This is a genomic window from Gordonibacter pamelaeae, from assembly GCF_003340385.1.
GTDB classification, from domain to species: domain Bacteria; phylum Actinomycetota; class Coriobacteriia; order Coriobacteriales; family Eggerthellaceae; genus Gordonibacter; species Gordonibacter pamelaeae.
Genome location: NZ_PPTS01000001.1, coordinates 271371 through 292463 on the forward strand (window position 1 = coordinate 271371; position 21093 = coordinate 292463).

General features: G+C 67.5%; 15 protein-coding genes. 14 read left to right on the plus strand and 1 reads right to left on the minus strand.

Translation table 11 applies throughout. The annotated features are described in order from the left end of the window. The first annotated feature begins 1 nt into the window (after nt 1). From C1877_RS01160 to C1877_RS01190, 7 genes are all read left to right on the plus strand, one after another. A complete protein-coding gene (locus C1877_RS01160; protein WP_114568124.1) occupies nt 2-922 on the plus strand; it encodes a thiamine pyrophosphate-dependent enzyme in 921 nt (306 codons plus the stop codon). 41 nt (nt 923-963) lie between these two features. Beyond that, nucleotides 964-1758 (plus strand): peroxide stress protein YaaA, encoded by a 795-nt coding sequence (yaaA, locus tag C1877_RS01165; protein ID WP_114568125.1) that lies wholly within the window; start codon nt 964-966, stop codon nt 1756-1758. Between the two features lie 314 nt (nt 1759-2072). After that, entirely contained in the window at nt 2073-3194 is a 1122-nt protein-coding gene (locus C1877_RS01170; protein ID WP_114568126.1) for a protein kinase domain-containing protein, read from the plus strand. Nucleotides 3195-3280: 86 nt separating this feature from the next. Next, on the plus strand, nt 3281-4303 hold the full coding sequence (locus C1877_RS01175) for an FHA domain-containing protein (protein WP_041239105.1): 1023 nt from the start codon (nt 3281-3283) through the stop codon (nt 4301-4303). Between the two features lie 216 nt (nt 4304-4519). Next, complete coding sequence (gene leuS, locus C1877_RS01180) at nt 4520-7093, plus strand: leucine--tRNA ligase (RefSeq protein ID WP_114568127.1); 2574 nt, start codon at nt 4520-4522, stop codon at nt 7091-7093. A 245-nt stretch (nt 7094-7338) separates the two neighbouring features. Beyond that, the gene (locus C1877_RS01185) at nt 7339-8391 is read left to right on the plus strand and encodes an NADH:flavin oxidoreductase (RefSeq protein ID WP_114568128.1); all 1053 of its coding nucleotides are present in this window, start codon (nt 7339-7341) and stop codon (nt 8389-8391) included. A gap of 189 nt (nt 8392-8580) precedes the next feature. Further along, complete coding sequence (locus C1877_RS01190) at nt 8581-9225, plus strand: SanA/YdcF family protein (RefSeq protein WP_114568129.1); 645 nt, start codon at nt 8581-8583, stop codon at nt 9223-9225. A gap of 63 nt (nt 9226-9288) precedes the next feature. Here C1877_RS01190 and C1877_RS01195 read toward each other — a convergent pair whose 3' ends face one another. After that, nucleotides 9289-10839 (minus strand): helix-turn-helix transcriptional regulator, encoded by a 1551-nt coding sequence (locus C1877_RS01195; RefSeq protein ID WP_181813779.1) that lies wholly within the window; start codon nt 10837-10839, stop codon nt 9289-9291. Between the two features lie 211 nt (nt 10840-11050). On the opposite strand from C1877_RS01195, the gene C1877_RS01200 reads away from it, so the two are divergent. The 7 genes from C1877_RS01200 (at nt 11051) to C1877_RS01230 (ending at nt 20971) form a co-directional block, all read left to right on the plus strand. Then, complete coding sequence (locus C1877_RS01200; RefSeq protein WP_227154854.1) at nt 11051-11785, plus strand: molecular chaperone TorD family protein; 735 nt, start codon at nt 11051-11053, stop codon at nt 11783-11785. Nucleotides 11786-11885: 100 nt separating this feature from the next. Next, nucleotides 11886-14087 carry a molybdopterin-containing oxidoreductase family protein gene (locus tag C1877_RS01205; RefSeq protein WP_114568130.1) on the plus strand — a complete coding sequence of 734 codons (2202 nt, stop codon included), beginning with the start codon at nt 11886-11888 and terminating at the stop codon, nt 14085-14087. 1 nt (nt 14088) lies between these two features. Next, nucleotides 14089-14625, plus strand: a complete 537-nt coding sequence (locus tag C1877_RS01210; protein WP_114568131.1) for a 4Fe-4S dicluster domain-containing protein — start codon at nt 14089-14091, stop codon at nt 14623-14625. Nucleotides 14626-14632: 7 nt separating this feature from the next. Next, nucleotides 14633-15499 carry an NrfD/PsrC family molybdoenzyme membrane anchor subunit gene (gene nrfD / locus C1877_RS01215; RefSeq protein WP_114568132.1) on the plus strand — a complete coding sequence of 289 codons (867 nt, stop codon included), beginning with the start codon at nt 14633-14635 and terminating at the stop codon, nt 15497-15499. 147 nt (nt 15500-15646) lie between these two features. After that, nucleotides 15647-16294, plus strand: a complete 648-nt coding sequence (locus tag C1877_RS01220; protein WP_114568133.1) for a 4Fe-4S dicluster domain-containing protein — start codon at nt 15647-15649, stop codon at nt 16292-16294. Between the two features lie 14 nt (nt 16295-16308). Next, nucleotides 16309-17742, plus strand: coding sequence for an NrfD/PsrC family molybdoenzyme membrane anchor subunit (nrfD, locus tag C1877_RS01225; protein ID WP_114568279.1), 1434 nt, complete (start codon nt 16309-16311; stop codon nt 17740-17742). Beyond that, entirely contained in the window at nt 17726-20971 is a 3246-nt protein-coding gene (locus C1877_RS01230) for a molybdopterin-dependent oxidoreductase (RefSeq protein ID WP_114568134.1), read from the plus strand. The genes nrfD (C1877_RS01225) and C1877_RS01230 overlap by 17 nt, the downstream gene beginning before the upstream one ends. Nucleotides 20972-21093: the final 122 nt, after the last annotated feature.

The window sequence follows — 21093 nt, forward strand, 5'->3', positions numbered from 1 at the left end:
CATGGTCGTCAACGTCAAGAACATGATCGACGACGAGCTGTTCTTCGGGCACAAGGCGTGTGCGGGCTGCGGCGGGTCGCTCGCCCTGCGCGCCGCACTCAAGGTGCTGGGGCCGAACGCCGTGGCCGCGCTGCCCGCGGGCTGCATGAGCGCCGTCGGGTTCAACTTCCCGCAGCTCGCCTTCGCCAACAACGCCATGATCACGCCCTTCGCCGCCACGGCCAGCGTGCTCACCGGCATCGAGGCTGGCCTGCGCGCGCAGGGCAAGAAGCCCGACGACTGCACGGTGGTGGGCTTCGCCGGCGACGGCGGCACGGCCGACATCGGGCTGCAGGCGCTCTCGGGCGCCATCGACCGCAACGACGACGTGCTCTACATCTGCTACGACAACGAGGCGTACATGAACACGGGCATCCAGAAGAGCTCGCTCACCCCGTTCGGCGCCAAGACCACCACCACGCCGGCCGGCAGCAACGTGCACGGCTGCCTCACGCAGAAGAAGAACCTGTTCGAGATCGTGGCCGCGCACGGCATCCCCTACGCCGCCACGGCGAGCGTCGGCTACCTGAACGACTTCATCCGCAAGGTGGAGCGGGCGCGCGACGTGCACGGCACGCGCTACATCCACGTGATCGCCCCGTGCCCCACCGGCTGGGGCTGCGGCGTGGACGAAACCGTGGACATCGCGAAGGACATCGTGGATACGGGGCTCTGGTACCTCGCCGAGTACGAGGGCGAGCGGGTGTCCGGCCAGCCCGGCGGCCGCTTCCGTCTGAATCGCGACCCGAAGCAGTTCGCCAGCGTTCCGGCCTACCTGCGCCGCCAAGGCCGCTTCCGCGCGCTTTCGGACGACGAGGTTGCCGCCGTCGAGCAGGGCCGAGACGCGAAATGGGAGGTCATGCGCAGGGAATGGCGCGGCTGACATCCGGGTCGTGCAGCGGAAACAACGAAGGGGGAGGGGCCATGCGCTTCATCGTTTCGCCGGCCAAGAAGATGAGCGTCGTCGATGACTCCTTTGCGTGCCGCAGCCTGCCGCAGTTCATCGACGATGCGGAGCGGTTGCTCGGCGCGTTGCGCGCGCTGTCGTACGACCAGGCGAAGGAGCTCTGGGGATGCAGCGACGCGCTGGCGGAGCTCAACTTCGAGCGGGTACGTACCATGGACCTGCGGGCCGAGGGCGCGCTGACGCCGGCGGTGGTTGCCTACGAGGGCATCCAGTACCAGCACCTGGCGCCGCGCGTCATGGACGAGGCGCAGCTGGCCTACGTGCAGGAGCACCTGCGCATCCTCTCGGGCTTCTACGGCGTGCTGCGCCCCCTTGACGGCGTGGTGCCGTACCGCCTGGAAATGCAGGCGAAGCTAGCCGCGGGCGACGCGCCCGACCTCTACGCCTTCTGGGGCGACCGCCTCTACCGCACGCTTGCCGATGAAACCGACGTCATCGTGAACCTTGCATCCGTCGAATACGCCAAGGCCGTCCTCCCGCACGCTAAGGCGGCGGGTATGCGGGCGCCGCGCATCGTCACCTGCTTGTTCGGCACGATCGACGCACAAGGTCGTCTCAAACAGCGCGCCACCGCCGCGAAGGCCGCCCGCGGCTCCATGGTGCGCTGGTGCGCCGAGCACAACGTCCAGCATCCCGAGGGCTTGTGCGCCTTCGACCAGCTCGGCCACGTCTACGACGAGGCCCGTTCCACCGACGACTGCCTCGTGTTCGTGCAGGGTCGAGCTTGCGGGACCCTGCCACGGCTTCGTTAGGCGGTTCCTAGAGAACTTCATCTCGCCGGGGGTGTTTCCGAACGATTCCATTTGGATCCTTCGCCCGTGTCGGCAGCGACCTTCTGCAAAGTTGCGCAACCCGCGCATGCGCCTCAACAGGCTATAGTGCGATAAAGGGAGGCTCCCGTAAACTAAACGGCCCGCATGATCGGCCATAACTCCAGAGCAACTAAAGCGGTTCGCGTGCAACCGCCTGCGTTGGCGTCCCTTGCTTGAAGCGAGCCTGCGTGAGGGTCCCGTACGGAGCGCGCGTCTTGACAGCTGATGGCGCGTCGGCGAAATGGAGGGTGGGTATGCATGTCCATTCTGCACATCATCTCGACTCCTCCGCAGCGCCCCAGCCTTTCCTGTCGATCGAGCTTGTGTCGAGAAACAGCCGTTCAAGCGTGCACGTATGCCGTTTCTCGGACGTGCTTCAGAACCGTGCCTACTGCCTGAAAACGCTGTGTGCGGACGGCCGCTACTTGGAGCATCAGAGAAACCTGCTCGCACGGTTGGTTGCAGGCTCTCGTGAGGGCTTGGCAGGGGGGAGAAGGTCCTGTGCGGTAGCGAGCAAGCGCGCGGCGAAGGGAGGAGCCGCCGACGGCAACGCGGAGGGGAGCGGGGTGCCGGCCTTCAGCGCACGCTTCGCGGCGACCGGGATGCTTCACGACTCGCGTTTGCGCCCTTCGCACGGGAAGTGGCTCTACTTGGTGTCTGCTTGGGCCGAAGGCATTCCCCTTTCCCGCGTTATAGCGCAACGCACTCGCGAGCGTCGGCCGCTTCTGCTGGCGGACTCGTTGTCGCTGCTGCTCGCAGTGGCAATCGACCTGCGCGACCTGGGACGCTGCGGCGGGGTTTCCGGCACCGTCCTCATCCATCAAGACCTGAAGCCCTCGAACATCATCATGGCGACCTCCCCTGTCGAGCGGGCTACCGTCATCGACCTCGATACGGCTTTCTTTCTGGGCGAGCCGACAGATGCCGTGCCCTGCGGCTCATATGGCTACACGGCTCCGGAGGGCATCATGCGCACGCCCGGATGGGAGAACGAGAACCTGGACGTGTTCTCTTTCGGCATCGTGGCGCATGAGGTGCTCACAGGCCGCTGGCCGTACCCTTTTCCGCCGCGCCTGCGCGACGACCTCTCTTTCTGGAAGGCTTACTTTCGCGGGGGAGGCGGTCTGCGCGTCGATCCCCGTCTGCCCGGTGATGTGCGCCAGCTGGTTCGGTCGTGCGTTTCGCTCGATCCTGGCCTGCGCCCGAGCTCGTCCGAACTGATCGAGCAGGTAGGTCGGTTAGCGGCTCTTTATGCTGGTTCCAACGCGTCTTGCTCCCTTGCCGCCTCCGCCGCGCCGCTTCCCACGCCCGTGTCGGCATACCCTCCCCTGCTTGATTTACCGCCCGATGAGCCAAGCAAAAGTGTTGCGCAATAGGCCGACCTCGCCAAGACGAATAACCTAATAACGATTTACCGGTGCAAACGTATGCTTGACAAAGCAGTTGAGATAAAGGGGACAAGGTGCGGCTGACGACGAACACCGAACAGACGCGGTCATTCGACGTGTCGGGCGAGGATCGGGGATGGCACACGGCGTTGTACTATTTTGCCGAGCATATCCGATCGCTCTCGCGCGGCCGGGTGAACCACAAGGTCCTCTATTCCTACCTTGGGACGAACGGCCACTACATCAACCACGACAATCCCACCATCAGGAAGCGCACGGCAGCGGTGCTGTCGCGACTCGTCCACTCGCGACGCTACGTGGAGGACTTCCGCGCCAGCTACGAGAGGAACCCGCAGGTGTTCGACGACGCGGCGCGGCTGCTGTGCGCCGACCTCTGCGATGGCGCCGACTGCAATATCGAAGACCTTGTCTTTTACTTCTGCGGCCCCTTGTGGAACGACGTGCAGCGTGGGTTGGAGCACGAACGCGAGGATGGGCGTGTGGAGTTGCGCCTCGATCGCATTGCAAACGAGATGAGCTCGTTGTTCGCCTGGTGCGGAAAGCAGCCTGCTGCGCGCAGCGAAGATCTGCTGGCCGTGCTTGCGTCCTCGTACTTCCACCTCATGACGTTCGGTTATTTGGACGAGCGCTTCATGTGCGAGCTGGCCGACGAGACGCCCCTCACCATTCCAGAGGGCAATAACGACGATCCGAATCGGGTTGCTCGGCGCGAAGACTGCGCCTGCCTTGTCAAGTACGCAAGCGACGAGCCGGACGCCTTGGACAACTGGTGGACCGTCGTGTCAGCCCATCCGTTCTCCATCGGCCGTTACACCGATTGCGACATCATCGAGACGAACCCCTGCGTTTCTCGCCGGCATTGCCGTATCGTCGGAGAGGGTGGACGATGGCTTCTGGAGGACCAAGGCTCGGTCCATGGGAGCCGCGTGCTGCGCGAGGGTCATGTTGTGTACGACAGCGCTCGCGACGGTGCCGGGTCGTTCGAGCTCGCGTTCGGCGACCGCCTTGTGCTGGCCGGTGCGTCCTCGTACTGGTTCGGAGGCCTGCTCGTCGACGGCTGCCACGCGCGGCGCTGATCGGGGTTCCTGCGGACTCGCAGCCAAGACCCTGGTGCCGCGGGACTTTGATCTGCCTGATCGGCTCGAATTTGCATGGAGAACCCCCGGTGCAGGGGAAAATCACTATAATGGGAGCATTCGCGAATCTGAGGCCCTCCGCGCGGACGCGCGTGGGCGGCATCGCCCTGCTGCGGCACCTGCCCGGCGGGCGAGGACCTGACGAGGAAAGCAGCCATGAAACCTTACAACCCGCATGAGATCGAGCCCCGCTGGCAGAAGGCGTGGGCCGACGCCGACCTGTACAAAGTGACCGAGGACCCCTCTAAGCCGAAGCGTTACGTGCTCGAGATGTTCCCGTACCCCTCGGGCGACATCCACATGGGGCACGTGCGCAACTACACCATCGGCGACGTCATCGCGCGCTACTCCAAGATGCGCGGCTTCGACGTGCTGCACCCCATGGGCTGGGACGCGTTCGGCCTGCCGGCGGAGAACGCGGCCATCAAGCACCACAGCCATCCGGCGAAGTGGACCTATGAGAACATCGACACGCAGAAGGCGTCGTTCAAGCGCATGGGCTTCAGCTACGACTGGGACCGCACCGTGGTGGCGTGCGACCCCGAGTACTACCGCTGGGGCCAGTGGATCTTCCTGCAGATGTGGAAGAAGGGCCTGGTGGAGCGCCGCAACAGCCCCGTGAACTGGTGCCCCAACTGCGAGACCGTCCTCGCGAACGAGCAGGTGACGGAGGGCCAGTGCTGGCGCTGCCATGGCGCGGTGGAGAAGCGCGACCTCACGCAGTGGTACCTCAAGATCACCGACTACGCCCAAGAGCTCTTGGACGACCTGGACCAGCTGGACGGCTGGCCTGAGCGCGTCAAGCAGATGCAGGCCAACTGGATCGGCCGCTCCGAGGGCGCGGAGGTCACCTTCACGCTGTGCGGCCCGGACGGCGAGGCGCCGGCGGAGCCGACCGAGGACGACCTCATCACCGTGTTCACCACGCGCCCCGACACGCTGTTCGGCTGCTCGTTCTTCCTGTTGGCGCCCGAGTACAAGGGCCTCATGGACCTCGTGGCCGGCACCGAGTACGAGGCCGGCGTGCGCGAGGTGGTGGAGCAGGCCGCCAAGGTGAGCGCCGTGGAGCGCGCCCAGGGCGACCGCGAGAAGCACGGCGCGTTCACCGGGCGCTACATGGTGAACCCCGTCAACGGCGAGAAAGTGCCCGTGTGGGTGGCCGACTACATCGTGAGCGACTACGGCACCGGCGCGGTCATGGCCGTGCCCTGCGGCGACCAGCGCGACTTCGAATTCGCGCGCAAGTACGACCTGCCCATCATCCCCATCATCTTGGGCGAGGACGATCCGCTGTTTCCCGAGCTCGACGGCGTGCAGGAGCGTCGCGTGACGAGCGTTGACTGGGATCACGCCTACGACGCCGAGGGCGTCCTCGTGCAGTCCGGCAAGTACACCGGCATGACAGGCGGCAAGCACAGCCCGGCCGTGGACGCCATCATCGCCGACCTCGAGGCGCAGGGCCTCGGCCGCACGAAGGTGGAGTTCCGCCTGCGCGACTGGCTCATCAGCCGCCAGCGCTACTGGGGCAATCCCATTCCGGCCGTCCACTGCCCGGAGTGCGGCCTGGTACCCGTGCCGGAAAGCGACCTGCCGGTGCGCCTGCCCGAGGATATCGACCTCGCCGCCGGCGAGACGCTGGCCACGCACGAGGCGTTCGTGAACACCACGTGCCCCGTGTGCGGCGGCCCGGCCAAGCGCGAGACGGACACCATGGACACGTTCACGTGCTCCAGCTGGTACTACCTGCGCTACACCGACCCGCACAACGACGAGCTGCCGTTCGCGCCCGAGAAGGCGAACCGCTGGCTGCCGGTGGACCAGTACATAGGCGGCATCGAGCACGCCATCCTGCACTTGCTGTACAGCCGCTTCTTCACGAAGGTGCTGCGCGACCTGGGAATGGTCGACTTCGACGAGCCGTTCGCGAACCTTCTGTGCCAGGGCATGGTGAAGGACGAGCACGGCGAGACCATGAGCAAGTCGAAGGGCAACGTCATCGCTCCCGAGGACATGATCGCCGAGTACGGCGCGGACGCCGTGCGCGCGTACATCCTGTTCATGGCCCCGCCCGACAAAGATATGCTGTGGGACGAGGGCGGCTTGGCCGGCATCTACAAGTTCATGAACCGCGCGTGGCGCATCGTGTGCGACCTGGTGGGCCAGGCGGGCGACGAGGCGCTCTACCAGCCGGGCGCGAGCGAGGCCGAGGGCGTCGAGGCGCTCAAGACCCTCGTGCGCGAGCGGCACCGCGTGGCGGGCAAGGTGGTCGACGACTTCGACCGCAACAACTTCAACACCGCCATCGCCGCCATCATGGAGCTGTGCAACGCGGCGGCCGACTACCTGCGCAAGTGCTCGCCCGAGGAGCGTGCGGCCTGCGAGGGTTCCCGCGCTATCGATCCGGAGGTGGCCGAGGTCATCGTGAAGCTCATGGCCCCCATCGCCCCGCACTGGGCCGAGGAGCTGTGGAGCGCGGTGCTCGGCCGCGAGGGCTCCGTGCACACGCAGCCGTGGCCCGAGTTTGACCCCGAGCAGGCCAAGGCCGACGAGGTGGAGCTGGCCGTGCAGGTGAACGGCAAGGTGAAGGCCAAGATCACGGTGGCCGCCGATGCTGCGGAGGACGACGTGAAGGCCGCCGGCCTCGCCGCCGTGGAGGCGGCGCTCGCAGGCAAGGACGTGAAGAAGGTCGTCCTCGTCCCCGGCCGCCTGGTGAACATCGTGGCGAAGTAGCGGGCATCCTGTTTCGTATTCTGGCTGCAGAGGGCATCCCGGGCGTGTTCGGGATGCCCTCTTCCTCTTCAGGCGGGGGAGCTTGCACCATGAACCGCCCTCGGGAGCAAGTGGCAGTTCATGAAGCCCGGCAGAGGCGGTGTCTTGGCGTACGGGGCTCCCGATTACATGCCGCCTTGCGCGGCGAACTGCTAGAATCATTGCATTCATCCGCTGAAAACGGGCACGAGGAGAGCGAGGGCATCATGGGCACGCTGTTCGAGGAGATGTGCATCGGGAGCCTGCGAGCGAGGAACCGGTTGGTGCGGGCGGCAACCTACGAGGGGTTGGCCACCGACGACGGGCACCTCACGCCGGAGCTGACGGCGGTTTGCGAGGAGCTGGCGGCCGGCGGGGCGGGCACCGTCATCTTGGGGTACGCGTACGTGACGCCCGACGAGCAGCCGAACCCGCGCATGCTGGGAATCTACGACGACTCGTTCGTGCCCGAGTACCGCAAGCTGGTGGAACGCCTCCATTCCTACGACGCGCGCGTCGTCTCGCAGATCGTGTACGGAGGCTCCGCAACGAAGCTCGATCCCCCGAGCGCGCGCATCCTGGGTCCGTCGGCGGTGCCCAACCCCAAGACGGGCATCGTCCCCGTCGAGGCCTCGAGGGGCGACATCCGCCTGCTCGTGGAGTCGTTCGCCGCGGCAGCCCGTCGTGCGCGCGACGCGGGGTTCGACGGGGTGGAGCTGCATGCCGCCCACGGCTACCTGCTGAGCCAGTTCCTGAACCCGCAGCTCAACCGCCGGACGGACGAGTACGGCGGCCCTGTTGAGAACCGCGCGCGCATCGTCGTGGAGGCGCTTGCGGCCATCCGGCGGGAGGCAGGCGCGGAATATCCCGTGCTCGTGAAGCTGAACAGCTCGGACGGCGTGGAGGGCGGCCTGACCGAGGACGACAGCCTGGAGGCGGCGCAGCTGCTGGTGGAAGCCGGCGTTTCGGCCATCGAGGTGAGCGGCCCGTGGCGTGCCTGCCGCGCGCGCGATTTCGACGGCGAGCCGTTCTTCGCCGCCTACGCGCAGCGGCTGGCGCGGGCCGTGCCGGTGCCGGTGATTCTCACGGGCGGCAACCGCCGCGTCGACGCGATGGAGCGCTTGGTCGACGAGGGCATTGCCGGGTTCGGCCTGTGCCGTCCCCTCATCTGCGAGCCCGACCTGCCGAAACGCTGGGCGGCCGACCCGCAGGCGGTTCCGCGCTGCGTCTCGTGCAACGGCTGCAGCGCCACGCCGGGCCACCGGTGCGTGCTGCGCTAGCTGGCTGCGCGAAGAGCGGCCGGACGCCGCAGAGCGTTCTTGCCGGCATCGAGACATCGGTTCAACCGTTGTTTGTGGACAAGTCCGTGAGATTCGATGGCGGCCGTGTTGCGGCAGCCTGCCGCTTGGGCGCGTTTGCTATCATCAAACGTTATGACACGTAACAAGAAACATGGATGGTTGAGGCGTATGGTCGGGTTCGTGGTCGGGTTCGTGGTCGTTGCGGCGTTGATCGTGGCGGGAACGAACCTCGCCACGGTTGCCACGACGAAAGACGCCATCGTCGACACCGAGACGGCCGCGGCTTTCGGTGCCGATGCTATCGTGGTGCTGGGTGCCTCCGTGTTCGCCGACGGCACGCCGTCGGGCATCCTCCAGGACCGCCTGGACGACGGCATCGCGCTGTACCGTGTGGGCGCCGCGACCAAGATGATCATGAGCGGCGACAACTCCACGGTGTCGTACAACGAGGTGAAGGCCATGAAGGACTACGCCATCGCCCAGGGCGTCCCCAGCGAGGACATCTTCTGCGACCATGCGGGCTTCTCCACTTACGAGAGCATGTACCGCGCCAAGCACGTGTTCGGTGCCGAGCGCATCGTGGTGGCCACGCAGACCTACCATCTGTACCGGGCCCTCTACTCCGCCCGGGGTCTGGGCGTCGAGGCCCTGGGCGTGCCGAGCGACTACCACGCCTACAGCAAGCAGACCCAGTACGACCTGCGCGAGATCCCCGCGCGCACGAAGGACTTCTTCAAGACGCTGTTCAAAGCCCCCTCGACGTTCGTGGGCGATCCCATCAGCCTGAACCAGTCGGGCGACGTGACGGACTAGCGCGCCGAAGGGTGACGGGGCGGGCATGCAGCGGGCGCGATGCGCGCCCGTGCTGGCGCCTTGCTACCCGTACCGCTCGATCAGGTCGATGACCTGCTGCTTCGAATGGAGGTCGGTCTTTTCCAATATGCGGCGGATGTGGGTGCGCACGGTGCTCTCGGACACGAAGAGGGCCTCGGCGATCACCTTGGCGGAGCGGCCGCGGGCCAGGAAGGGCAGCACCTCGGCCTCGCGGCGGGTGAGGCCGTAGTCTTCGACGATGGCGGCGTAGAGGGCCTGCTCGGCATCGTCGGCGGCCGTCGGGGTAGGGGCTTCGGGTGCGGCGGGTGACGGTGCCGGTTCCGGTGCTGCGGGAGCGGTCGCGGCTGGCATGGCGGGCGCCCCTCCGACCTGCGGCGGGACTGCCACCCCGTCCAAGTACGCATCGCCCTGGTTTTTGCCGTCGCCTGCCGCCAGGCGGCGCTTGCGGCGCAGCGCGTTGAACAGCCCCAACATGACCAGCACGTACAGCGCGCCGATGGACACGCCCACGATGAGCGCCGACGGCTTGCCCGGCACGAGCGTGATGAGGAACCCGATGCCCATGCCCACCAGGCGCAGCAGCACGGACAGCGAGCGCACGATGCCGCCCACGATGTAGCCCGACACGGCGAAGTCGTAGGAACAGGCCGCCACGAGCGACCAGATGATGACGTCGAACAAGCCGTAGCTGGCGCTCATGATGATGTTGAGAGCCACGGGGTTCGTCTCCCAGAAGAACGGCAGCACGGCGAACAGCACCACGATCACCGGCACGATGATGCGGTAAGCCAGGTCCAGGTTGATGCGCGTGCGCGCGTACAGCACGAGGCCCACGAGCGCCGCAGCCACCGCAAGGTTGGCCACGAGAGGGCTGAGGTGCGCCTCGTTCACCGACCCCACCGAGAACACGGTGAGCTCCCATACGAAGCCGAACAGGCACGAGAGCACCAGGCTGGCCACTATCAACCCCAGCAGCGAGCCCAGCGCGGCAAGCGAGCGGCGCGTCCCGCCCGAGGGCGCGGCGCGACCGTCCGGCTGCTCCGCTCGGCACCGCAGCAGGCATGCGTACGAAGCCAAGGGCAGCGGCAGCATGAGCACGATGGCGGGCACGCCCAGGTTCTCGCTCAAGAGCGACACGGCCAGGAACAGCGCAGCGGTGAGCAGGAACGTCACCGGCAGGTAGAACGACGTGCGCGCCGGATGCATGCGCCCGTAGCAGTCGGCCCAGCTTCCCCAGAACAGGCCGTAGCCAACGCCCGCCACCACGGCCCCGCCCAACAGCAGCGGCAGCAGCGCGCCGCCTCCTGCGCGCCCGGCGGCGAACACCAGCAGCAGGCCGGCGACCACGAGCACGGGCAGGGGCCAGATGGGCAGACGGTCGATGCGCACGGGGTCGTTCTCGACCCAGGCGGCCACCGCCAGCATGGTGGTCATGTTCGCAACGAACGACACGATGACCACCAGCGACTCGTATTCCGGCGTGTTGGCGGAGCCCGATAACAGGATGGAGCTGCGGAACGTGAGCATGCTGCAGGCCCAGAAGAAACCCATGCCCACATGGCGCAGGCGCATCGTCTTCCACACCATGCGCATGCTGCGCCGATCGCGTGCGACGGACACCGGTTCCCCTATCTCGTATGGTGCCGTAGAGGTGACGAGCGCGTAACGCCTTCGCTTCGCCCGTTTCGACACGTTGCTTTCAACAAAGCGTTTAGCAGGGGAAAGGGGCAAATCATCAATTATTGATGACAACCGTTTCCCGCCTCGCGCCTACGATGGGGGCATCGAGGAAAGGATACCCGCCGTGGACGCGACTTCGAACGTAGTCACCGTATTATCGCTCATTGCGCCTTTGTTTTCCGTTCTCACCGAAGCGGAATACGGCGACGTATCCAAAATCGCCATGCAGCCGGAGGTGCGCGATGCGGCAGCGGTGCTCCTCGATGGGGCGGGCCGGAAAGCAGTGTGCGCGGCCGAGGACGATGCGGCGAGCCCGTTTCCCGACGAGGCGTTCTCAGGCGGAGCCGGAGGCGCCCTCTTCCCGCATCCTTTCGCGCTTCCTTCGTGGGAGGTGCGCTCAACGCTGCAGAACGAGGTGCTCCTTCCCGGCATGCCGCTGGCAGCGCTGCCGGTGGAATCGCTCTACAAGCCGTGGTCGTCCGCACCGGGCAACGCCTTCGGCGCCCAGCGCGGCCTGTACCTGGGCGATGCGGCGCGCCACCTGCAAAGCGTGTACGCGACGCTCCAGATAGAGGTTCCCGCGCATTTCGCCGCCACGCCCGACCATCTGGCGCTCACGCTCGACCTGCTGGCCCTGTTTTTGCAGAACGGCAATGCCCAGGCGGCGTCCGACGTCGCCCGCGACCACCTGGACTGGCTGGACGACTACGACGCCGCGCTGTGCCGCAGCGCCGATGGGGCCGCCCGCTCCGAGCGGCTCGACAACGCCCGCCGTGCGGCGCTCGCGGAGGGCATCGCCCACCTGCGCGCCCTCGTCGCGCTGGCCGGGCGGGCTGCGACGAAGACAGGTGCAGGGTGAGGCAGGGGGACGGGATGATGCTCCGTCGTGGATAGGGCGTCATCCCGCCCCCTGCCTCACCAAAACCGATCAGCATGAAAAGACGAAAGGGAGGAATGGGATGTTCGAAGACGTTTCAAGGCGAACGTTTCTGAAGGGGACGGCCGCCACGGCCGCCCTCGCCGCCGCGGGGTCGCTCTCGCTCGGCGCCTGGCGCGCCGAGGCGCAGGCCGCCGAGGCGGATGGCGCGGCGTCCGGCGAGGTGAAGACGGCGCCGTCGCTCTGCAACGGCTGCTCCAGCAAATGCGGCCTTGTGGCTACCACGGTGGGCGGCAGGCTGTACACGCTCAAGGGCAGCGAGGTGCACCCCTACTCGAAGGGCCGCATCTGCGGCCGCGGCCATGGCTTGGCCCAGTTGGCGTACTCGGACGAGCGCGTCACGCAGCCCCTGCGCCGCAAGGAGGGCGGCGAGTTCGAGCCCATCGACTGGGACACGGCCTTCCGTGAGATCGGCGAGAAGGTGCAGGCCATCATCGCCAAGGACGGCCCCGAGTCCCTCGCCATCATCCAGGACCCGCGCCCGTCGGGCAAGTACTACTCCAAGCGCTTCATGAACGCGCTGGGCAGTCCGAACGTGTACGCGCACTCCTCGTCGTGCAACCTGTCGAAGGAGAGCGCCTACCAGCAGACCATGGGCGCGTCGAACTACTCCACCGACTTCGCCAACGCGAAGATGGTCATGTTCATCGGCCGCAGCTACGGCGACGGCATCCGCCCCTCGTCCGTGCAGAGCCTCGCATCGGCCAAGGAAGCCGGTACGCGCATCGTGAGCGTTGACCCGCGCCTCAACAACTCCGGCATCTTCTCGAGCGACTGGGTACCCATCAACCCGGGCACCGACCTGGCGTTCATCCTGGCGCTCTGCAACGTGCTCATCGAGGAGGACCTCTACGACCACGGCTTCGTGGAGCAGAGCACCGCGGGCTTCGACGAGTTCGCCGCCCAGGCCAGGAACTACACGCCCGAGTGGGCCGCCAAGATCATCGACGTGCCCGCCGAGCGCATCCGGGAGTTGGCGCGCGCCATGGCGAAGGCCGCCCCCGCCGCCTCCATCGAGGCGGGCTGGCGCGCCGTCATCGGCTGCTCGTACCAGAACTCTTTCGAGACGGCCCGTGCCGCCTCGGCCGTGAACGCGCTCCTGGGCTCCTACGGCGCCAAGGGCGGCGCGCTGCTCACGTCGTCGCCGGCGGCCGGCAAGCTGGCTGACGCCCGCTTCGCCGACCCGCCGAAGCCCCAGGCCAAGCGCGTGGGCAACAAGGAGTACCCGCTCGCCCTCGACAGCGCCGGCACGAACCTGGCCGCTCTCAAGGCGGCGCTCGACGGAACCATCAAGGGCCTCTTCTTCTACAACTCCAACGCCGCGAAGGGCTACGCGCAGCCGAAGATGTGGACGGAGGCGCTGCAGAAGGCCGAGCTCGCCGTGACCATCGACGTGCAGATGTCCGAGACGGCGCTGCAGTCCGACTACGTGCTGCCCGAGGTCACGTACCTGGAGCGCCTGGAGCTGCCCGAGTGGATCGGCGGCAAGAAGCACTTCGTGGGCATGCGCACCGTGGCCATCGACAAGGTGCTGCCAGACGCCAAGACCTGCGACGAGATATTCAACGGCCTGGCCGAGGCCTGCGGCGTGGGCGAGTACTTCCAGTTCACAGCCGAGGACCTGGCCGCCGCTCAGCTGGCCACCGTGGGCGTGGACCTCGACACCATGAAGCGGGAGGGCGTGGTGGAGCTGCCCGACCCCAACTTCCAGTACGGCACGCCGAAGTTCAAGACGCCGTCGGGCAAGTTCGAGTTCTCCTCCGAGGCCGTGGGCGCTGCGGGCCTGAACCCGGTCATCGGGTGGATCCCGCGCAAGGTTACGCCGAAGGATGGCGAGTTCGCCATCGTGGGCGGCAAGCAGGGCATCCACTCCCATACCATGACGCAGAACATCGCCTGCCTGAACGCCATCTCGCGCGAGTACCACATGGAGCGCCTGTGGATATCCGCCCAGGACGCCGAGGATTTGGGCGTGCAGACGGGCGACACCGTGGAAGTGGCATCGAGCGAGCACGTGGGCCAGGTGGAGGCCCGTGTGACGCAGCGCCTCAAGCCCGGCGTGGTGTTCCTGCCCACGCACTACGGCGGCGACTCGCCGGCCCAGACGCGCGCGTACCGCTACGGCATCGCGCTCACGGATTTCATCCCGTTCGACATGGAACCGGGCGTGGGCTCCATGATGAGCCAGGAGGTTGCGGTTACGGTGAAGAAGGTGGAGGCATAACATGGCACGCTACGGAATGCTTATCAACACGAAGAAGTGCGTGGGCTGCTACGCCTGCCGCCTGGCCTGCCAGGCCAAGAACCATCTGGAGCCCGGAGAGTCGTTCATCAAGTTCCACGAGCTGGAGACCGGCACGTACCCGAACGTGTACAACGAGATCGTGCCCACCCAGTGCCAGCACTGCGAGGACGCGCCCTGCGCGGCCGTGTGCCCCACGCATGCCACGTACGTCACGGACTCCGGCGTGGTGCTGGTGGACCCGGAGAAGTGCATCGGCTGCAAGTACTGCATGGCCGCGTGCCCGTACCAGGCCCGCATCGTGCAGGAGTCGACCGGCGTGGTGGAGAAGTGCCGCTTCTGCTGGGAAAACGGCGAACCGGGCAACCCGCCCGCCTGCGCGGGGACGTGCATATCCGGGGCGCGCGTGTTCGGCGACCTCGACGACCCCGAAAGCGACATCTCGAAGGCTATCGCGCAGTACCATGCGCAGCCGCTCGCAAGCAACCTGACCGCTTCCAAGATCTACTACGTGAGGTGATGAAACCATGGTTTGGGGACCTTTGATTGCCTGGTACCTGTTTCTGGCCGGCGCATCGGCCGGGGCGTTCCTGACGGCCGCGTTCGTGGAGGCCAAGTATCCCGACAGCAACAAGATGCGCATCGCCGGCCGTATCATCGCGCCCGTGTTTGTGGGCATCGGCCTGCTCATGCTCATGATCGATGCCGAAGCGGGCCTGCACAACCCTTTGCGCTTCTTCTGGCTCGTGTCGAACCCGGGCTCGGTCATGACGCTGGGCGTGTACTTCATCTGCGTCTATATGCCGGTAGCCTTGGCGGCGGCTGTTCTTGAGATACTGAAGAAGAAGGTGCCGAAGTGGCTCACGTGGATCGGCATCGTGTTCGCGTTCGCCGTGGCGGCTTACACCGGCTTCTTGCTGGGCGTGGTGAAGGCGTACCCGCTGTGGAACAACGCCATCTTGCCCATCCTGTTCGTGGTGTCGGCGCTGTCGGCGGGGCTTGCGGCCACGTCGCTCGTGGGCCTCGTCACCGACCGCGAGCGCTTCGAGCACATGTGGCTCATCAAGAAGTCGCACGTCATCCTGTCGGCCATCGAGATGGTGGTGCTGTTCACCATGCTCGTCATCGTGAGCGCGGGCAGCTTCGAGGGTGCGGCATCGGTGAGCTCCCTGATAGCGGGGCAGTACGCGCCGGCGTTCTGGGGCGGCATCGTCATCCTGGGCCTCGTGGCGCCGTTCTGCATCGAGGGCTACCCGGTGTTCATCGCGAAGCGGGTGGAAACGTCCACCACGTCGCTGGTGGTGAGCCTCATCGGCGAGGCGGGCGTGCTCGTGGGCGGCTTCCTGCTGCGGCTGCTGGTTATCCTGGCCGCGCTGCCCGTCCTGTTCCTCTGACCTTTCTCGGCCTCGGCCCGTGTCCCCTCGGCAGCCGACGGCCGCTACCGCAGGCGGTTCCCTTTCCCCCTGGAACCGCCTGTTCTCCTTTGGGGCACCGCGGCCTTTCGGGTCGTGGTGCTCCCCGTTTAGGAAAGTAGGTGCCGCATGGAAGATTCCTCCCGCCCGCATTGGGGCATGGTCATCGATCTGGCGAAATGCGTCGGGTGCGACTCGTGCACCGTGGCGTGCAAGGCGGAGAACCGCACGCCGCCCGGCATCACGTACAACGTGGTGCTGGAGCGGGAGACGGGCGCGTACCCCAACGTGCGCCTCGAGGCGCTGCCGCGCCCGTGCATGCAATGCGAGAACCCGCCGTGCGTGTCGGTGTGCCCGGTGCAGGCCACGTACAAGGGCGACGACGGCATCGTGGTGATCGACGCCGACCGCTGCATCGGCTGCAAGTACTGCATCGCCGCGTGCCCTTACGGCGCGCGCTCGGCCGACGAGGGGTCGTCGTACGGCGTTGAGATGCAGGCGGCCGATCAGGTGACGGCGCCCGAGTACGGCGTGGAGCGCGGCGCGCGCGGGAAGTACGTCGGCACGTACGGCACGGTGCGCAAGTGCACGTTCTGCGCGCATCGCCTTGCCTGGGGCGAGGCGCCGGCGTGCTGCGAGACGTGCATCGGCGACGCGCGGTATTTCGGCGACTTGAACGACCCGGAATCCAAGGTAGCGCAGCTGGCGGCCTCGCCGCGCGCCTTCCGCCTGCGCGAAGAGCTGGGCACGAACCCGTCCGTCTACTATCTGAAATGATCGAGGTGAGGGCTATGGGATCTGATGCGCACAAGGCGCGCCGCCGGTTCGGGCTGGGCTCGCCGTTCCCGCGCCGCGTCACCGCCGGGTGGGCCGTCATCGTGGGCGTGCTGCTGGTGGCCGGCGCGTACTTCATGTTCGACCGGCTGGCCAACGGGCTGGGCATGGCCGGGGCCACGAACGCCGTGCCCTGGGGCTTGTGGGTGGTGGTGTACATCTGGTTCTCGGGGCTGGCGGGCGGCTTGTACCTGCTGTCGGCGCTCGTGTACCTGCTGAGGCTGCCGCGTTTCGCGCCCATTGCGCGCCTGTCGCTCGGCTTGAGCGTCGTGTCGCTTGTCGTGTCGATGATCTTCATCGGCATCGATCTGGGCGCTATCCGCCATTCGCTGGGCACGCTGCTGTTCTTCCACTGGTCGTCGCCGCTGGCCTGGGAGATCAAGGCGTACCTATTTTTCATGGCGGTGGCCGTCGTGCAGTTCGCGCTGGTGCTGTGGAACGACAAGCGTGCGGCCGCCGATGCGCGCACGGCGGACGCAGGCGGCGGGGATGGGGGCGCGGTTGCGGGCGCGTCGAGCGCCGAGGCGCTCAGGCGGCGCGGCAACGTGAACCTGGCGATCCGCGTGCTGGCCGGCGTGGGCGTGGCCACGTCGTTCGTGGGGCCTCCGGGCGGCACGGGCATGTTCTTCGCCGCGGTGAAGACGCGCGGGCTGTGGGAAGGCGGCGTCACGTCGGTGCTGTTCTACGTCATGGCCATCGTGACGGCTGCGGCGTTTCTCATCGTGGCGTACCGGTTGCTGGCCCGCTTGCGCGGGGCGCGGCCGGACGGTGGCGTGCTCGCAGGATTGAACCGTGTGCTGGCCGCGTCGCTGCTCGCGTTTGCGTTCTGCGTGTTCTTTCAGGTGGCCCCGGCTTTGCTGTCGGGCGACCCGGCGGTGGCGGCGCCCGTGCAGGTGATGGTGGCGGGTTCGTTGGCGCCGCTGTTCTGGGCGGGCGAGATTGGCCTGGGACTGGTGCTGCCGGCCCTGCTGCTGGCGGTGGGCGCCGCGCGCTCGCGCGCAGGGCGCGCCGATGGGCGCGGCATCGCCGGCGGCGCGTGGGCCGTGGGCGCGGCGCTCTCGGCGATGGCAGGCATCCTCGCGTTGCGCTACGTGCTGGTGGTGGCCGGGTTCTCCGTGCCGCTGCTGGACGGCATGCCCCTGCCGGCGTACGTGCCCAGCGCAGGCGAGGTGATGGTGGCCCTGTTCGTGCTGGGTTTGGCCGTCGGTTGCTACGGGCTGGCCGTGCGCCTGCTGCCGCTCGAGCGCGTGGGCGCGAGCGAAGGCGAGGCGCAGGTGGAGAGCGCGTATGCGGACGCGGGCGCGGATGCGGTGCTCGGTGCGGCGTCCGGCGCGTCGCCGCGCGATGAGGTTTCGACGGGCAAGGAGGTGCGCGATGGAGGTGCAGCGTAAGGACGAAGCGCAGCAGGGCGCCGGCATGTTCGGCACGCCGTCGCGACGCGCCGTCGTGGGTGCGGGCTGCGCGGTGGCGCTGGGCGTCGTGGCAACGGGAACCGGATTGGGGGCTTACATGGAAAACGACGATCCTTTGACCGACAAGCCGCACGGACGCGGCAACGCCACCGGCGCGTACGCGGCCGACGACGTGATCCTGTCGATGTGCAACAACTGCAACACGTACTGCACCATCAAGGTGCGCGTGGCCGACGCGGCCGACGGCGCGGAGGCGAACGAGGGAGCCACGGCGCTCGTGCGCAAGATAGCGGGCAACCCGTACTCGCCGCTCAATTCGCAGCCCTACGCGCCCGTGCCCTACGAGACGCGCCCGGAGGACGCGCTTTCGCCCGACGGCGGCATGGCGGTGGCGGGTCGCGCGACGAACGGCGGCATGATCTGCCTCAAGGGCCAGTCGGGCATCCAGCTGGCGCACGACCGGTTCCGCATCACGAAGCCCCTGCGACGCGTCGGCGCGCGTGGCGACGACGAATGGGAGACGGTGGACTGGGACACGGCGCTCGACGAGATCGTGCACGGCTCGCCGACCTTGGGCACGCCGGGCATCGCCGAGTGGTACGCCTGGGCGCCGAAGAAGCAGGTGGAGGCCGACGTCACGCTCGTTGAGTCCGGCGCGATGACCCAGGGCGAGTTCGACGCGAAGTGGGCCGACGTCCTCATCGACACGAAGCACCCCGACCTGGGCCCGAAGTCCAACCTGTTCTGCTCGGCCGGCGGCGACCGCATGTTCCTCATCGGCGACCGCCTCACGCAGAACGGCTTCGGCTCCGTCAACAACTTCAACCACGGCGGCGTATGCGGCATGACGGGCGTCATGGCCAACGTGCGCACGCATCCCACCACGAAGCACAAGCGCATGTACGCCGACATCGACCATTGCGAGTGCCTTATCATCTGGGGCACCGAGCCCATGACGGCGAACAAGGGGCCGTCGTGGCTGGCTCCGCGCCTGTCGGCGGCGCGCGAGCGCGGCATGAAGCTCTACGTGGTGGACCCGCGCCAGGGGCGCAGCGCGTCGAAGGCCGACGCGTGGCTGCCCGTGATGCCCGGCAAGGACGCCAAGCTGGCCTTCGCCCTGATGTCGTGGATCTTCGCGAACGAGCGCTACGACGCCCGTTACCTGGCGGCGCCCGGCAAGAAGGCGGCCGCAGCGCTGGGAGAGCCCACGTGGTCGGACGCGACGCATCTCGTGGCCGTCGATCTGCCGAACCGGCCCATCGTCACGGCGAAGGTGCTCGGCCGCGCCGGCGAAGCCGGTGCCGACGGCGAGCCCATGGCGGAAGACGCGCGGTTCGTGTTCGTGGACGGCCAGCTCGTGGCTGCCGACGCCGTGGAGGGCGCGGCCGACCTCCTGGTGGATGCCGAGATCGAGATCAAGGGCAAGCCGTCGCGCGTGAAGAGCGTGTTCGAGCTGTTGAGCGAGCGCGTGGGCGAGCGGACGCTCGAGGAGTACGCCGCCGACGCGGGCATCGAGCCCGCCGTGGTGGAGGAGGTCGCGCGCGAGTTCACGAGCCACGGCAATCGCGCCTGCGTCATGAGCTATCGCGGCCCGGCCATGCACGCCAACGGGTTCGACGCGGTGCGCGCGGTGGGCTACCTCAACTTCCTCATCGGCAACCACGATTGGAAGGGCGGGCACCTTGCCGCCGGTGCCAAGTTCGCCCCGTTCACCGGCCGCTACGACCTGCAAACCGTGCCGGACGCGCACGCGGGCTGGGGCATTCCCATCACGCGCCAGAAGACCGAGTACGAGAAGACCAGCTACTTCAAGCAGGACGGCTATCCCGCGCCGCGTCCGTGGTACCCGCTGCCGGGCAACCTCTCGCACGAGATCGTGCCCACCCTGCGCGCCGGCTACGTGTACGACCACCTGGGCGCGCTGTTCATCCACCGCCATTCGCTCGTGGACTCCACGCCGGGCGGCCAGCGCCTGGGCGACGTGCTGGGCGATCCTGCCAAGATCAACCTTCTCGTGTCGTTCGACGTGGAGATCGGCGACACGTCGCGCTTCGCCGACTTCGTGCTGCCCGACAAGACCTACCTCGAGCGGTTCAGCCAGGAGTCAATCTACCCCAACCAGCAGTACCAGCTCATCCAGCTGGGGCAGCCGGCCGTCCGCACCTACGAGGGCCCGCGTTCGGTGGAGGACGTGTACCTCGACCTCATGCAGCGCCTCGGGCTGCCGGGCGCAGGCGAGGCCGCCGTGCCGGTGGGCAAGGGCGGCACGGACGGCGCGGCGGCGCTCTCGACCGAGTACGACTACTGGTTGAAGATGGCCGCGAACATCGCGTACGCTGGCGAGAAGCCGGCGCCCGACGCCGATGCCGACGAGCTGGCCCTGTTCGAGCGCGCCCGCACCCGCGCGCTGGGCGACGCCTTCGACCTCGCGGCGTGGAAGGCCGCGGTTACCGAGGAGGAGTGGCCCAAGGTGGTGTACGTGCTCAACCGCGGCGGGCGCTTCGCCTCGGCCGACCCGGCGAAGGGCGACGGCTACGAGGGCGACCTCATCAAGACGCGGTACGCCGGTCTGTGCGCGTTCTACGATCCGAAGACGGCCTCGCTGAAAAACGCCCTGAGCGGCGAAAACTTCGACGGTTTGGCGCACACGGCTCCCGTGTCGCTGGCCGACGGCACGCCGATGGGGCGCTCGGTCGACCGTCCGCTCGCCTTCGTCAACTGGAAGGCCCGCACGAACGGCACGCACCGCACCATCGCCTCGTCGTGGCTGCGCGAGCTGACCACCGAGAACTTCGTGTGGATGGCCCCGGCCGATGCCGCCGCGCGCGGGCTGGCGAACGGCGACGCCGTGGAGATCGTGGGCCCCGAGGGCATCTTGGCCGGCCACGTGCGCGTGACCGAGGGCATTCGCCCCGGCGTGGTGGGCGCGAACTACTCGTTCGGCCACCAGGGCTACGCCGCCCGCGCCGTGCGCATCGACGGCGAGCCCGTAGAGCCTGCGCCCGACTACCTCGAAGAGGAGGGCATCCTCGACGGCGATGAGCCCGGCAAGCAGAAGACCGGCTTCGCCGGCGGCCGCGGCCGCGGCTTCTGCATGAACGAGCTTCTGCCCGAAGACGGCACCCAGGCGGGAGGAGGCGGCGTGTGCGACCCCGTCGGCGGGGGAGCCGCTCAGTTCGACCTGTGGGTGGACGTGCGCAAGGCGTAGGAGCGCCTTCTGCCGGATGGCGCTGGGCGGGTCGTGCGTTCGACGCGACCCGCCCAGCGCTGGTTTCTGGCTCCCTATTTCGGAGAACGTGGCATGAGAGGCGTTGCGTTTTTTGCCGGAAC